General features: G+C 72.7%; 15 protein-coding genes. 11 read left to right on the top strand and 4 right to left on the bottom strand.

The window, feature by feature from the left end; genetic code table 11:
- Entirely contained in the window at positions 1-249 is a 249-nt protein-coding gene (locus tag ACH34R_RS39325; protein WP_397566685.1) for an acyl carrier protein, read from the bottom strand.
- A 311-nt stretch (positions 250-560) separates the two neighbouring features.
- Here ACH34R_RS39325 and ACH34R_RS39320 point away from each other — a divergent pair, with 311 nt between their 5' ends.
- Complete coding sequence (locus ACH34R_RS39320) at positions 561-1,760, top strand: cytochrome P450 (RefSeq protein WP_397566684.1); 1,200 nt, start codon at positions 561-563, stop codon at positions 1,758-1,760.
- A 58-nt stretch (positions 1,761-1,818) separates the two neighbouring features.
- On the opposite strand, the gene ACH34R_RS39315 is transcribed toward ACH34R_RS39320, so the two are convergent.
- Together ACH34R_RS39315 and ACH34R_RS39310 are read right to left on the bottom strand one after the other, a co-directional pair.
- The gene (locus ACH34R_RS39315) at positions 1,819-2,292 is read right to left on the bottom strand and encodes a hypothetical protein (protein WP_397566683.1); all 474 of its coding nucleotides are present in this window, start codon (positions 2,290-2,292) and stop codon (positions 1,819-1,821) included.
- A gap of 9 nt (positions 2,293-2,301) precedes the next feature.
- Entirely contained in the window at positions 2,302-3,342 is a 1,041-nt protein-coding gene (locus ACH34R_RS39310) for an LLM class flavin-dependent oxidoreductase (protein ID WP_397566682.1), read from the bottom strand.
- 181 nt (positions 3,343-3,523) lie between these two features.
- Between ACH34R_RS39310 and ACH34R_RS39305 the strand changes: the two genes are divergently transcribed.
- From ACH34R_RS39305 to ACH34R_RS39290, 4 genes are read left to right on the top strand one after another with little or no spacing between them, the layout of a single operon-like run.
- A complete protein-coding gene (locus ACH34R_RS39305; protein ID WP_397566681.1) occupies positions 3,524-5,128 on the top strand; it encodes an FAD-dependent monooxygenase in 1,605 nt (534 codons plus the stop codon).
- Positions 5,129-5,137: 9 nt separating this feature from the next.
- Positions 5,138-5,977: an LLM class flavin-dependent oxidoreductase gene (locus ACH34R_RS39300; RefSeq protein ID WP_397566680.1), complete on the top strand. Its 840-nt coding sequence runs from the start codon at positions 5,138-5,140 to the stop codon at positions 5,975-5,977.
- A 13-nt stretch (positions 5,978-5,990) separates the two neighbouring features.
- Positions 5,991-7,166: a nucleotide disphospho-sugar-binding domain-containing protein gene (locus tag ACH34R_RS39295; RefSeq protein ID WP_397566679.1), complete on the top strand. Its 1,176-nt coding sequence runs from the start codon at positions 5,991-5,993 to the stop codon at positions 7,164-7,166.
- A gap of 19 nt (positions 7,167-7,185) precedes the next feature.
- Positions 7,186-8,343, top strand: coding sequence for a nucleotide disphospho-sugar-binding domain-containing protein (locus tag ACH34R_RS39290; RefSeq protein WP_397566678.1), 1,158 nt, complete (start codon positions 7,186-7,188; stop codon positions 8,341-8,343).
- A gap of 28 nt (positions 8,344-8,371) precedes the next feature.
- Here the strand turns inward: ACH34R_RS39290 and ACH34R_RS39285 are convergent, their stop codons facing one another.
- Entirely contained in the window at positions 8,372-9,133 is a 762-nt protein-coding gene (locus ACH34R_RS39285; protein WP_397566677.1) for an SDR family NAD(P)-dependent oxidoreductase, read from the bottom strand.
- A gap of 236 nt (positions 9,134-9,369) precedes the next feature.
- Here ACH34R_RS39285 and ACH34R_RS39280 point away from each other — a divergent pair, with 236 nt between their 5' ends.
- The 6 genes from ACH34R_RS39280 to ACH34R_RS39255 are packed head-to-tail and all read left to right on the top strand — an operon-like array spanning position 9,370 to position 14,588.
- On the top strand, positions 9,370-10,392 hold the full coding sequence (locus tag ACH34R_RS39280; protein ID WP_397566676.1) for a methyltransferase: 1,023 nt from the start codon (positions 9,370-9,372) through the stop codon (positions 10,390-10,392).
- 23 nt (positions 10,393-10,415) lie between these two features.
- On the top strand, positions 10,416-11,420 hold the full coding sequence (locus ACH34R_RS39275; RefSeq protein WP_397566675.1) for a methyltransferase: 1,005 nt from the start codon (positions 10,416-10,418) through the stop codon (positions 11,418-11,420).
- 9 nt (positions 11,421-11,429) lie between these two features.
- Positions 11,430-11,750, top strand: a complete 321-nt coding sequence (locus ACH34R_RS39270; protein WP_111166570.1) for a TcmI family type II polyketide cyclase — start codon at positions 11,430-11,432, stop codon at positions 11,748-11,750.
- The gene (locus tag ACH34R_RS39265) at positions 11,747-12,151 is read left to right on the top strand and encodes a cupin domain-containing protein (RefSeq protein ID WP_111166569.1); all 405 of its coding nucleotides are present in this window, start codon (positions 11,747-11,749) and stop codon (positions 12,149-12,151) included. Before ACH34R_RS39270 ends, ACH34R_RS39265 begins: the two co-directional genes overlap by 4 nt.
- The gene (locus ACH34R_RS39260; protein ID WP_397566674.1) at positions 12,151-13,407 is read left to right on the top strand and encodes a beta-ketoacyl-[acyl-carrier-protein] synthase family protein; all 1,257 of its coding nucleotides are present in this window, start codon (positions 12,151-12,153) and stop codon (positions 13,405-13,407) included. Before ACH34R_RS39265 ends, ACH34R_RS39260 begins: the two co-directional genes overlap by 1 nt.
- Positions 13,404-14,588 carry a ketosynthase chain-length factor gene (locus ACH34R_RS39255; protein ID WP_397566673.1) on the top strand — a complete coding sequence of 395 codons (1,185 nt, stop codon included), beginning with the start codon at positions 13,404-13,406 and terminating at the stop codon, positions 14,586-14,588. Before ACH34R_RS39260 ends, ACH34R_RS39255 begins: the two co-directional genes overlap by 4 nt.
- Position 14,589 lies beyond the last annotated feature (1 nt).

The following is a 14,589-nucleotide window of genomic DNA, read 5'->3' as shown; positions in this document are numbered from 1 at the left end:
TCAGGAGGTACCCGTGAGGGCCCGGTTGACCACGTTGAGCAGGTCGGCCGGAGTCTTGGCGCCGCCCGCGGTCTCCTCCGGGATCTCCAGGTCGTACTCCCGCTCGATGGCGCCGACCGTGTTGAACAGCGCCAGCGAGTCATAGCCCAGCGACTCGAAGGTCATCTCCAGGATGTCGCCGTCGAGCTGCACACCTTCGTCCTCGCCCGCGCTCTCGCGCAGCAGCCGGACCAGCGTCTCAACCGTCATCTCCCGCATCTTCCGCCCTTTCGCTCGGACCGATGACTGTCTGCCGGGAAACTGTCCGGTGGCCCGCTCGACGGACGTTGAACGAGGGCTGGACCGGTTGTCCGACCGGCGCTCCAGCCGTACTCCAGCCAGACGACAGATCACGCGACCACGGTCGTCCCATGAGGCTGCCGTTGGGCGAATGGCTGCGGGCCTGTGCCCGGACCTTGGCGGATCATCCGCCTCTGATGTTCTACGACCCCGGGCTGTGGGCCTGCCCGGATGACAGCGACGAAGGCGACGAGGCCGACGCGGCGCGAAGGAGTTAGCCGATGCACGCAGATGAAGCACCGCCACAGTTCCCGTTCACGGCGCTGGACCCGCTGGAGCCACCGGAGGAGTACGCGAAGATGCGCGAGAGCGCCGCCGCGAGCCGGATCACCTTGCCGACCGGCGACCCCGCGTGGCTCGTCACCCGATATGAAGAAGTGCGCACCGTGCTCGCCGACCCTCGTTTCAGCCGGGAGGCGATCACCGCGCCGGGCGCGCCGCGGGTGTTCCCGATCGCCAAGGGCGCCAAATCGATCATCGTCATGGACCCGCCGGAGCACAGCAGGCTGCGCCGCCTGGTGTCGCACGCGTTCTCCGTGCGGCGGATGGAGGCGCTGCGCCCGCACGTGGAGCGGCGGGCCCGCGAGCTGGTGGCCGCGATGGAGGCGGCGGGCCCGCCCGCCGACCTCGTCGCCGGGATCACCCAGCCACTGCCGATGCTGGTCATCTGCGAGATGCTCGGCGTGCCCTACGCCGACGTGGACCAGTTCCAGGCGTGGACCGACCTGATGCTCAGCTTCGACGCCGGCCGCCGCGAGGAGGTCATCGAGGCGCGCGACCGGCTCAACGGCTACCTGGCCGAGCTGATCGCGGCCAAGCGCGCCCGGCCCACCGACGACCTGATGATGGTGCTCATCAACGCCAGGGACGAGGGCGACCGGCTCTCGGAGGAGGAGCTGGTCGCGTTCGCGTTCACCCTGCTCGGAGCGGGCTACCACGCCACCACGGCCGCGATGACCCACATTCTGCTGCGGCTGCTGCGCGAGCCCGAGCGGATGCGCGCCCTTCAGGACCGGCCCGAACTGCTGCCCGACGCCGCCGAGGAACTGCTGCGGCTCTCCCAGGCGGGCGGCGGGGTGGGCGCGCTGCGCATCGCGACGGAGGACATGACGCTGGGCGACGTCCGGATCAAGGCGGGTGACGCGGTACTGCCTTCGGTGACGGCCGCCAACCGTGACCCCGAGGTCTTCGCCGCGCCGGACGCCTACGACCCGGTGCGGGAGCCGAACCACCACATCACCTTCGGCCACGGCATCCACTACTGCCTGGGCGCGCAGCTCAGCAGGATCGAGCTGCGGATCACCCTGGAGACGCTGCTCGGCCGGCTGCCGCGGATGGCGCTGGCGGTGCCTGCGCAGGAGCTGACGTGGCGTACCGGGACGGCGTTCGCCCGGCCGGACCGGCTGCCCGTCACCTGGTGATCTCGGGTCGGATACGACGAGGGCGGCGCCGCGGTACGCGGCGCCGCCCTCACCGCTTTCAGGGTGACTGGATGCTGTAACGCTTGGCCTCGACCCTGGTGTGGAAGACGCCCTGGACCGTCCCGTCGGCGTCCACGGACGTGCCCGTGCCGTTCGAGGTGAACGTGTCCGCCGAGGTCAGCGCGCCGTCCTGGACGCCGCGCAGCTCCCAGTCGAACACGCCCTGGTCATCGACGTCGTAGTGCCGGAAGGCGTACCGGAAGCCGGTGGCGGTGGGCTGCCAGGTGCCGAGGCCGGTCCGCTTGCCGTCGGCCAGCTCGAAGCTGCCGTCGCGTTCCAGGGCGAACAGGGCGCGTTCCACCTTGTCGCTCCCCTCGAACGTGATCACCACCGCCCAGGTGCCCACCGGCGAGCGGGTGCGCCCCGCCTCACCCATGGCCGAGCCGGTCAGGCCGACCACCGTGCCGATCGCCACGACTCCGACCGCCGCCCGCAGCGCCGTACGCCGCAGCGCGCCACTCTTGACCGCCATGATTCCTCCTTAGTCGTCCGGCCTGGTCCGGCCGGGATTGATCAGTTCCACCGCTTCCGCGGCGACCTGGAGCGACTTGCGGCGCGCCGCCGGATCGGAGCCCACCGGGGACAGGGCGAGGATGGTGACCCCGGCCTGTTCGTAGGCGGCCATCCGTTCCGCCAGCCGGTCCGCGGGCCCGAGCAGCGACGTGTCGTCGGCGAATTCGAGCGGCACCGCGGCGACCGCCCCGGCCGTGTCCCCGGCCTGGGCGCGGTCCTGGATCTTCGCCGCGGCCTCGCCGTGCCCGAGCCGTTCCATGAGCCGGAAGTAGAAGTTGTCGGAGCGGTGCCCGAGGCTGACGAACCTGGCCACATGGTGCTTGACCGGCAGGGCCGCCGTCTCCAGGTCCTCGCCCACGGCGATCGGCACCGAGGGGATCACCTCGAACGGCTCCCCGACGTGATCGCCGCGCACCCGCCCGGCCCCGATGCGCCGTACCGCCTCGGCCACCCGGCCGGGCGAGCAGAAGACGCCGAACCACCCGTCGGCGATCTCACCGGCCAGTTCCAGCCCGCGGTCGCCCACCGCGGCCAGATAGACCGGGATGCGCGGGCTGATCAGCTTGTTGTGCAGGCGAAATCCGGTACCCCGGCCGCCCGGCAGCGGCACCGTCAGGTGCTCGCCCTGGTGATCGACCTGCCGGCCGTCCAGCCCGGCCCGCACGATCGCCACGTACTCACGGGACATGGCCAGCGGGCGGCCGAACGGCCTGCCGTGCCAGCCCTCGGTGATGAACGCGTTGGAGACGCCCAGCCCCAGCCGGAACCGCCCGCCGGACAGGCCGTCCAGCGTGGCGGCGGTCATCACGGTCATGGCCGGGGTGCGCGCGGGCATCTGGAACACGCCCGAGGCCACGTGGATCCGGGTGGTCCTGGCCGCGATGTACCCCAGCGCGCTGGCCGCGTCGGAGCGGAAGCCCTCCGGCACGAACGCCACCTCGAACCCCAGCCGTTCGGCTTCCACGGCGAGGTCGGCGTCGTCCAGCGGGACATTGATTCCCAGTCGCATGTCGAAGTCCAGCTCTCTCGGCCCTGCTTGTCGCGAGCATCCTGGGCCGCCGGGTTAGAGCCGCGCTGGACCTGCGGCGCGCCGGGCCTTCAGCGAAAAGTGATCAGTCCTCCAGCCGGGCGCGACGCCCGGCGCGCTACCTGGTACGGCGGGCGTCGACAACGAAGGGATGACCCCACAAATGCCTCAAGAAGAGACTCAGGTGCTGATCGCCGGCGGCGCTGTCGTCGGACTTTCCGCAGCCCTGTTCTTGGCCTGGCACGGCGTGCCGGCGATGCTTGTGGAGCGCAAACCGAGCACACTGCGCCACCCAAGGGCACGGATGATCAACCCGAGGACCGTCGAGGTCTACCGGTCGCTGGGCATGGAGCGCAGCATACTGGCGGCGCGCTCGCTGAGCGCGGACCTGAGCACCAAGACGATGATCAGGGCCAAGACGCTCGACGACCACGAAGCCCAGTCCTTGCCGATGCGGACCGAGGCCCCCGGCCTCACCGCCGCCACCCCCTGCACCTGGTGTTCCATCGACCAGAACCGGCTGGAGGAGATCGTCGCCGACCACGCCGCCAAATTCGGCGCCGACGTGCGCTACTCCACCGAGCTGGTGGCGTTCGAGCAGGACGGCCAGGGCGTGACGGCGACCCTGCGCGACGCCGACACCGGCGAGGAGCGCCGCGTCCGCGCGCGCTACCTGATCGCCGCCGATGGCATCCGAAGCTCCATCCGGGGACGGCTCGGCATCGGCGTGACCGGCCCCGGCGTACTCCAGAACATCGTCAGCCTCGTCTTCAAGGCCGACCTCAGCGGCCCGTTGCGCGGCCGGGACCTCGGTCTCGGCTACTTCGAGAGGCCCAGGAGCGGCACCCGGATGATGCCGCTGGACGGCTCGCGCTGGGTGTTCATCACCCCCTACGACCCGGCCACCACGTCGGCCGACGATCTCGACGACGAGTGGTGCACGGAGGCCGTGCGCGCCGCCGTGGGCGTGCCCGACCTGCGGGTGGACGACATCGAGGTGCAGATCGAGCGGACCGGCGCGAAGGTGCTCGGGTACGAGATCGGCGCCCAGCTCGCCGACCGCTACCGCAGCGGCCGGGTGTTCCTGGCCGGGGACGCGGCGCACGCCATGCCGCCGACCGGCGCGCTCGGCGCGGCCACCGGTGTGCAGGACGCCCACAACCTCGCCTGGAAGCTGGCCGCCGTGCTGTCCGGTAAGGCGGGGCCGGGCCTGCTCGACACCTACGAGCAGGAGCGCCACGCGGTCGCCCGGCACACCATCGACTACGCCATGAACACCATGCGCGAGCGGATCAGCACCGCCGAGGGCGACGGGAAGGCGGTCAGCTACCCGGCGATCATCCTGGGCTACCGGTACCGCTCGGCGGCCGTGCTCCCCGAGGGCGGCGACGCGGACGGGCCGCCCGCGCTGGAGCCGGAGCTGCTGGGCGAGCCCGGCACCCGCGCCCCGCACCTCCCGCTGATCCGCGACGGGGTGCGGATATCCACCCTGGACCTGTTCGGCGCCGGTCCGGTGCTGCTCACCGACGCCGAGGGCGGGGAGGCGTGGCGGCGGGCGGCCGGACCGGCGAGCGTCGAGGTGCGGGTGATCGGCGGCGGCGAGCTGACCGATCCGGAGGGCCGCTGGCGGCAGGCGTACGGCGTGGGCCCGGGGGGCGCGGTGCTCGTCCGCCCCGACGGCTTCGTCGCCTGGCGCACATCCGCCCTGCCCGCCGATCCTGCCGTCGATTTGCGGCAGGTGCTCGCCCGCATTCTCGACCTGGCGTAAGGAAGGGCCATGGAGATCGGACTCGCGCTGCCCACCACGGTGCCGGACGTGTCCGGCCGGGGCCTGCTCGAATGGGCCCGCCGCGCCGAAGGGCTCGGTTTCAGCACGCTCGGCGTGCTGGATCGCGTCGTGTACGGCAACTACGAGCCGCTGCTGTCGCTGGCGGCGGCGGCTGCGGTCACCGAGCGGATCAGGCTGGCCACCACCGTCCTGCTCGCGGCCTGCCGGGACACCACGTTGCTGGCCAAGCAACTGGCGACCCTCGACCACCTGTGCGGCGGGCGGCTGGTGGTCGGCCTGGCCGCCGGGGACCGCGAGGACGACTTCACCGCCACCGGCACGTCGTTCGCCGGCCGGGGCAAGCGGCTCGACGACGCCGTGGCCGAGCTGCGCGCGGCCTGGTCGGGCGCGGGTCCGGGGCTCCGGCCGTACGGCCGGCCGCCGCTGCTGATCGGCGGGCACTCGGCCGCGGCCATGCGCCGCTCGGCCCGGTCCGGCGACGGCTGGATCAGCGGCGGAAGCTCCGTCACCCGGTACGCCGACCTGGTCGCCCGGGTGCGCGCGGAATGGCGGCGGCAGGGCCGGGACCGGTCGCCCCGGCTGGTGTCGCTCTGCTACGTCTCGCTCGGCCCGGACGGGCCCAGGCGGGCCGAGAGCTACCTGCGCGGCTACTACGCCTTCGCCGGTGAGAAGGCGGCGCACGTCGTGGCGGGCGTGGCCACCGAGCCGGGCAGGCTGCGCGACCTGGCCCGCGGCTACGCCGAGGCCGGCTGCGACGAACTGATCCTGCTGCCGTGCGCGGCGGACCCGGAACAGGCGGACCTGATCGCCGCCGCGGTACTGAGCTGAAAGAGGGATAGCGATGCGGGTGCTCTTCACCTCCTGGGCCTGGCCGTCCCACCTGTACGCGATGGTCCCGCTGGCGTGGGCGATGCGCGCGGCCGGGCACGAGGTGCTGGTCGCCGGTCAGCCGTCGCTGGCGGGGGGCGCCGCGCACGCGGGCCTGCCGTACGCGCCCATCGGCTCCGACGTGGACTCGGTGGGCATGGTCCGGGGGTACGCGCTGCCGACCCGGCGCTTCGGCACGCCGGCGGCGGCCCCGTTGAACGGGCGCGGCCCCCGGGCGCTGCGGATGTTCCAGGCCAACGCCGAGGCCATGGTCGATGACCTGGTCGAACTGGCCCGGGAGTGGCGGCCCCGGCTCATCGTCCACGACCCCACGGCATGGGCGGGCGCGATCGCGGCGGCGGCGATCGGCGTGCCCGCCGTACGGCACCTCTACGGGGCCGACCTCATGCACGCCGCCCGCCCGTTCCTGGCCGACCTGCTGGCCCCGATGGGCGAGCGGCACGGCTTGGAGGATCTCGATCCGCTGGGGGCGGCGACCATCGACCCCTACCCCTCCGATGTCCAGGTGGACGTGGACTATGAGCCGGTGCCCGTCAAGTACGTGCCGTACAACGGGCCCGGCATCACCCCCCGCCTGCGGCCCACCGCCCGGCCCCGCGTCTGCGTGACGTGGGGGACGACCATCGCCCGCGTCGATCCGGAGCGGTTCCTGGCCGGGGACGTGCTGCGGGCGCTGGCCTCGCCCGAGGTCGAGGTGGTGGCCGCGGTGACCGCGGCGCAGCGCGAATGGCTCGGCCCGGTGCCCGAGGGCGTCCGGGTCGTGCAGGACGCGCCGCTGCACGCGGTACTGCCCGGCTGTGACCTGCTGGTCGCGCACGGCGGCGCGGGCACCTCGCTGACCGGCATGGCCGCCGGGCTGCCGCAACTCCTGGTGCCCCAGCTTCCCGACCACGAGGCCCACGCCACCCGGCTGGCGCGGGCCGGCGCGGCCGTCCTGCTGCCCGTGGACCAGGCGAGCCCCGCCGAACTCCGCGAGCGGGCGCTGGGCCTGCTGCACGACGCCCGCGCCGGGGCGGCGGCGGCCAGGTTGCGCGAGGAGATCGCCGCGCGGCCCGCGCCCGCCGACGTGGTGCCGCTGCTGGAGGAGGTCGCCGGCGCGTTCAGCGCTCGCCTACCGGATCTCCACTGAACCGGAGCAGCCTGCGGGCATGCGTATCCTGATCTCCACCATCGCCACAGCGGCCCACTTCTACCCCGTCGTGCCCTTCGCCTGGGCCCTGCGCTGCGCGGGGCACGACGTACGGGTGGCCTGCGAACCCGGCTTCACCGCCACCGTCGCGGCCACCGGCCTGCCCGCCGTCGCCGTCGGCCAGGACGTCGACCTGCGCACGTTCTGGAAGGACGTCCCCCTCGACCTGGCCTCCGGCGACGAGCCCCTGGGGGTGCGGATGGACCGGTCGATGGTCATGTTCACCGGCATCGCCGCGGCGGCGGCCGGCGATCTGATCGACTTCGCCCGCGCCTGGCGGCCCGACGCCGTGGTCTTCGAGGCGCGCGGCTACGCCGGTCTGGTCGCCGCGCACGCCGTGGGCGTCCCGGCCGTCCGGCACACCTGGGGCATCGACACCAACTACGTACGCCGTGACTTCGACCGGCCGTACGTGGAGGAGCTGTGCGCCCGGTTCGGCCTGACCGGCGTGGACCCGCTGGGCGACCTCACCCTGACGCCCTGCCCGCCCGGCCTCGCCGGAGACGACGACGTCAACCGCGTCTTCCTGCGGTACGTGCCCTTCAACGGCCCGGGTGTGCAGCCGCCGTGGGCGGCCGGGACACCGGCCCTGCCGCGTGTCTGCGTCACCTGGGGGCACATGTTCTCGCAGATCACCGACAACCTGCACCCGATCAACCTGGCCGTCGAGGGGCTGCGCGACCTGCCCGTGGAGGTCGTGGCGGCCATCGCGCCCGGCCAGCGCGGGCTGCTGCCCGGCGACCTGCCGCCGAACGTGCGGGTCGCCGAGTCGGTGCCGCTGAACCTGCTGCTGCCGTCCTGCTCGGCCGTGCTGAACGGCGGCGGGGCCGGCACGCTGATGACCGCGCTGACCGCCGGCGTGCCGATGATCATCGTGCCCTCGCACACCGACGAGCCCGAGTACGCCGAGCGCATGTCCGCCGCCGGGGCCGCCGTCCACCTGGACTACCGCGGACTGGACGCCGGCACGTTCCGCACGGCCACCGAAAAGACACTGGCGGCCCCCTCCTTCAAGGAGGGGGCCGCCAGGCTCGCCGCGGAGAACGCGGCGCTGCCCTCGCCGACCGACCTCGCGGCCACCCTGGGCAAGGTCCTCGCCCAGGCCGGCCGCGGCTGACCATCCGAGGTCACCGCCGGGACCTTGGTCAGGTCCCGCCGGTGACCTCGACGATCGTGCCGGTGATGTTCCCGTTGGCCGCCGAGCCCAGGAACACGATGGCCCTGGCCACCTCCTCAGGCGTGGTGAGGCGGCCCGTCGCCGCCGAGGCGGCCATCTTCTCGATCATGCGCGCGGGCAGCGCGCGGCGCATGGTGTCGGTCGCGGTCGTCCCTGGCGAGACCACGACGCTCAGAATGCCGCTCTCGCCCGCCTCGCGCGCCAGCGTACGGCTGAACGCCTGGAGCCCCGCCTTGCTGGCGATGAACGCCTCCTCCCCCGGAATGCCCGAGCGCACCACCGCGGCCGAGACGAAGATGAACCGCCCCCAGCCGCGCGACTTCATCGACGGAAGGACCGCCTGGACGGTGTGGAAGGCCCCCTCCAGCTCCGCGCGGAGCTGGCCCTGCCACTCCTCCACAGGGACGTCCTCGAAGGCCCGGAACGGCATGCGCGGCCCCGCCCACGGTGAGGCGTTGGCGACGAGTACGTCCACCCCGCCGTACGCGTCGATGACGGCGTCCACCGCGGCCCTGATGCTGCCGGGGTCGGCCAGGTCGTACTGCGTGGCGAAGGCCGTGCCGCCCGCCTGCTCGATCTCGGTGACCGCGCTTTGCGCGCCGTCCTTGTTCCCCCGGTAGGTCAGGGCCACCTTGGCCCCCTCGTCCGCGAACAGGCGGGCGGTCGCCCGTCCGATGCCACTGCTCGCGCCGGTCACGAGCACGCTCTTTCCGCTGAGCCCAAGTTCCATCGGTCACTCCCTTGTTCTGCCGCCTGGCGGGAGCCGGCCCGCCGGGACGCCCATGCTGATGAGAGCCGCTGGAGTTTGGCCTGAGGCTCGCTGGCCGCCGCTCGCCGCGCGGTCGACTCGGGCGTGCGGCACTGCTCCAGCGTTGGTGGAGCGATTCTTCAGCCACTGAGACCAGCTTCTCCTGTCGGCGGCCCGTCGCGGATCGGACCGCCCGGCGAATCCGGAGGTGGGATCAGATGGCAATGGCGGTCATGCGCGACGAGGCGGCCACTGCGGTGTTCGAGCTGTCCACGGGCGTCCACGGCAGCGCGGTCGTGCGCGCCGCGGTTCAGCTCGGCCTGCCCGACGCCGTGGGGGACGAACCGACCACCCTGGCAGCGCTCGCGTCGGCGTCCGGGGCGCGGCCGGACACGCTCAGGCGGTTCCTGAGCCTGCTCACCACGTTCGGGATCTTCACCGAGGTGGCCGGTGACCGCTACGAGCACACGCCCGCCTCGCGGGCGCTGCGTTCGGACGCGCCGGACGGTCCCGCCCACATCATCCGCCTCGGCGGTGACTGGAACTGGATCTTGTGGGGCCTGCTCGCCCACTCCGTCAGGACCGGCGAATGCGCCTTCCAGGCGCACTACGGCATGGACATCTTCTCCTTCTTCGCCCAGGACCAGAAGGCCGCCGAGGCGTTCCAGCACGGCCTGGCGATCGTGGCCAGGCGGGAGGATCCGCTGGTCGCGGACGCGCTGTCGGTCAAGGGCGGCGAGTGCGTGGTCGAGCTGGCCGGCGGCAGCGGCAGCCTGCTGCGGGCGGTGCTGGAACGCCATCCGTACGTCACCGGCGTCCTGGTCGAGACCGAGCAGGCGCTGGCCACCCTGGACCCGGCGCTGCGCGAGGCGCCCCTGGTCTCGCGGTTCCGCGCCATCCCCGGCGACTGCCACGTCAGGGCGCCCGGCGGCGACGTCTACCTGATCAAACAGACGCTGCACATGTGGGACGACGAGACCTGCGTGCGCGTCCTGACCAACTGCCGGCGCGCCGCCCCGCCCGGCGCCCGCGTCGTCGTCGTGGAGCAGTTGCTCTCCGACGGTCCGGCCGAGCGCCGAGCCCGGCTGATGGACCTGCACATGCTCCTGGTCGCGGGCGGCAAGGAGCGCACCGAGCAGGAGTTCGCCGAACTGTTCCAGCGGGCCGGCCTCGTCTTCGCCGGCGTGCGCGGGCAGGCGGGCGACCTGCGGCTGATCGAGGGCGAAACACCCGAGTCATGACCCCATCTTCCGGAAGGAGCCTCATGGCAACCGACACATCCATCGGCACCCCGGCCGACATCTTCCGCCTGGGCAGCATGTACGCGATGTCCAAGGTGGTGCTCACCGCCGTCGAGATCGACCTGTTCACCGCGCTCAAGGACGGCCCGGCCACCGCGGCCGAGCTGTGCGACCGGCTGGGCCTGCACCCGCGGGCCACCGGGCAGTGGCTGGACGTCCTGGTCACCACCGGCCTGCTGCGGCGCGAGGACGGCCGGTACGGCAACGGCCCGGCGGCGGCCCGCTTCCTGGTCAAGGGCGCCCCGGCGTACGTCGGCGGCTTCCTGTCCCGCTCCGGCGAGATGCTCTACCCGGCCTGGGGCCGCTTCACCGACACCCTGCGCACCGGCGCCCCGCAGGCCAACGACGGCGACTTCCGCGCCCTGGTGGACGACCCGGCCTTCCTGGACCGCTTCCTGACCATGATGGACTCGCTCAGCGGCCACCTCGGCCCGGAGCTGGCCAAGGTCCACGACTGGACGGCCTGCGACTCGGTGGCCGACATCGGCGGGGCCCGCGGCAACCTGATGTCCCACCTGGTCAGGGCGCACGGCCACCTCAAGGGCATGGTCTTCGACCTGCCCCAGATGGAGCCCCGGTTCGACGCGCACCTGGCCGCGCTCGGGCTCACCGGCCGGGCCGCCTTCGTGCCCGGCGACTTCTTCAAGGACCCGCTCCCCCAGGCCGACGCGCTGATCATGGGCCACGTCCTGCACGACTGGGCCGAGGACGAGCGGCGGATGCTCATCGGCAAGGCGCATGCGGCGCTGGCCCCCGGCGGGCAACTGCTGATCTACGACCGGATGATCGACGAGGAGCCCGCCGACGCGGACAACCTGCTGGTCAGCCTGCACATGATCCTCACCACGACGGACGGGACCGAGTACACGGCCGGCGAGTGCCAGGCATGGCTGCGCGAGGCGGGCTTCAAGGAGATCGCCGTCAAGCCGCTGGGTCGGACCGACACCCTCGTCATCGCCACCAAGTAGGAGAACACCGTGCACCGAACCCTCATCGTCGCGCACATGGAGGCTTCGCACGCCGACGCCATCGCGCGGATCTTCGCCGAGTCCGACGCCACGGACCTCCCGCACCTGGTCGGCGTCTCCCGCCGCACCCTGTTCCGCTTCCACGACCTGTACTTCCACCTGGTCGAGGCGGACGAGGACATCAAGCCCAGCCTGGACAAGGCCCGCGAGCACCCGCTCTACCTGGACGTCAGCCGGCGGCTGTCGGAGCACGTCAGCCCGTACGACCCCAACTGGCGCGAGCCGAAGGACGCCATGGCCGTCCCCTTCTACACCTGGGAGAGCCGATGACCGAGACGAGCGCCGGGCACAAGATCGTCCACATCGACGACGTCGAGCCCAACCGCCGCCGCGGCGGAGACCTGCGGGTGCTGCTCAGCCCCAAGACGGTGGGCTCCACCACCGGCTTCATGGGCGTGACGCTGCTCGAACCGGGCGACTTCGTGGCCGAGCACTACCACCCCTACTCCGACGAGTACATGTACGTCGCGCGGGGGACGATCGTGGCCCGGCTGGACGGCGAGGACATCGAGATGCGCGCCGGCCAGGGCGTGCTGGCGCCGAAGTTCACCCGACACCGGGTGGAGAACATCGGCACCGAGCCCGCGCAGATCGTCTTCCACCTGTGCCCGCTGGCCCCCCGCCCCGAACTCGGGCACGTCGACACAGAAGAACGATCGGGAGAGTCCTGATGCGAAACGCCCGCGTCGTGGTCACCGGGATCGGCGTCGTCGCTCCCGGCGACCCGGGCACCAAGGCGTTCTGGGAGATGCTGACGGCCGGCCGTACGGCGACCCGCACGATCACCTTCTTCGACCCCTCCGGCTTCCGCTCGCGGATGGCCGCCGAGTGCGACTTCGACCCGTCCGCCGAGGGGCTCTCGCCCCGCGAGATCCGGCGGATGGACCGGGCCGCGCAGCTCGGCGTGGTCGCCGCCCGGGAGGCGTGGGCCGACAGCGGGCTCGGCCAGGAGGTCGCGCCGGAACGGCTGAGCGTCAGCCTGGGCAGCGCGGTGGGCAGCACGATGAGCCTGGAGGAGGAGTACGTCGTGCTGAGCGACGGCGGCCGGCGGTGGCTGGTGGACCACGACTACGGCACGCCGCACCTGTACGGCTTCATGGCCCCCAGCACCCTGGCCGCCGAGGTGGCCTGGAGTTGCGGGGCCGAGGGACGGGTCGGCGTGGTCTCCACCGGCTGCACCTCGGGCCTGGACGCCGTCGGCCTCGGGGCCGGGCTGATCAGGGAGGGCAGCGCCGACGTGGTGATCGCCGGGGCGACCGACGCGCCGCTCTCGCCGATCACCGCGGCCTGCTTCGACGCGATCAGGGCCACCTCCCCCAACAACGACGACCCCGAGCACGCCTCCCGCCCTTTCGACCTGCATCGGGACGGGTTCGTGCTGGGCGAGGGCGCGGCCGTGCTGGTCCTGGAGGAGCTGGAGTCGGCGCTCAGGCGCGGCGCGAACGTGTACGGGGAGATCGCCGGGTACGCCTCGCGCAGCAACGCCTACCACATGACCGGCCTCAAGCCGGACGGCCGGGAGATGGCCGAGGCCATCCGGGCCGCGCTGGACGGCGCCAAGGTCGACCCGACGGCCATCGACTACGTCAACGCCCACGGTTCCGGCACCAAACAGAACGACCGCCACGAGACGGCGGCCTTCAAGACGGCCCTGGGCCCGCACGCCTACCAGGTGCCGGTCAGCTCGATCAAGTCGATGGTGGGCCACTCGCTCGGCGCGATCGGCGCCATCGAGGCGGCGGCCTGCCTGCTGGCCATGCGGGACAACGTGGTGCCCCCCACGGCCAACCTGCACACCCCCGACCCCGAGTGCGACCTGGACTACGTGCCGCTGACGGCACGGGACCAGCGGGTGGACGCGGTGCTCAGCGTCGGCAGCGGCTTCGGCGGCTTCCAGACCGCCATGGTGCTCCGGCGGGCGCTATGAGCGCGGTGACCGGGATGGGAGTGGTGGCGCCCAACGGGGACCGCACCGAGGAGTACTGGAACTCGATCCTGGCCGGCCGTTCCGGGCTGGGGCCGATCACCCGGTTCGACGCCGGCGGCTACCCCGTCACCAGGGGCGGGGAGTCGTCGTTCGTCGCCAAGGGGCGGGTCCCCGGCCGGCTGATCGCCGAGACCGACCGGTTCACCCAGATGGCGCTGGCCATGAGCGAGATGGCGCTGGACGACGCCGGGGTGGACCCGGCGGGGCTGCCGGAGTACGAGATGGCGGTGACCACGGCCAGCTCGTCCGGCGGCACCGACTTCGGGCAGCGGGAGATCGAGAAACTGTGGCGGAGCGGGCCGCGGCACGTGGGGGCGTACCAGTCGATCGCCTGGTTCTACGCGGCCAGCACGGGCCAGATCGCGATCCGGCACAAGATGCGCGGCCCGTGCGGGGTCATCTGCGCCGAGCAGGCGGGCGGGCTGGACGCCGCCGCGCACTCCAGCAGGCTGCTGCGCGACGGGGTACGGCTGGCGCTGGCGGGTGGCACCGACGCCTCGCTGTGCCCGTACGGGCTGGTGGCCCAGCTCAGCAATGGCAGGCTCAGCCGTTCCGGCACGTACCTGCCCTTCGATGAGCGGGCCGACGGCTACCTGCCGGGCGAGGGCGGTGCCATGCTCACCATCGAGCCCGCCGACACCAAGAAAGCGAAATACGGCTACATAGCCGGTCATGCGGCCACGTTCGACCCGCCGCCGTGGTCCGACCGGCCCCCGGCCCTGCGCCGCGCGATAACCGGCGCGCTGGCCGACGCCGCCGCCGCGCCGGACGACATCGACGTCGTCTTCGCCGACGCGGCCGGCGTGCCCGAACTCGACCGCCAGGAGGCCGAGGCGATCGCCGGGGTCTTCGGGCGGAACGCCGTCCCGGTGACCGCGCCCAAGACCATGACGGGGCGGCTCTACGCGGGGGGCGGCGCGCTCGACCTGGCCACCGCGCTGCTGGCGCTGCGCGACCAGGTCATCCCGCCCACGGTCGGCATCGAGAGCCCCGTCGAAGGGCTGGGCCTCGACCTGGTCCGCGACCGGCCCCGGCCGGCGAGGCTGCGCGCGGCGCTGGTGATCGCGCGGGGCTACGGCGGGTTCAACTCGGCAATCGTCATCAGAGCACGGAGGACGTGAC

Origin of the sequence: Spongiactinospora sp. 9N601 (genome assembly GCF_044326295.1) — a bacterium.
Taxonomy (GTDB): domain Bacteria; phylum Actinomycetota; class Actinomycetes; order Streptosporangiales; family Streptosporangiaceae; genus Spongiactinospora; species Spongiactinospora gelatinilytica.
Note: the sequence above shows the minus strand (reverse complement) of the source record. Positions and strands in the feature narration are given on the sequence as shown.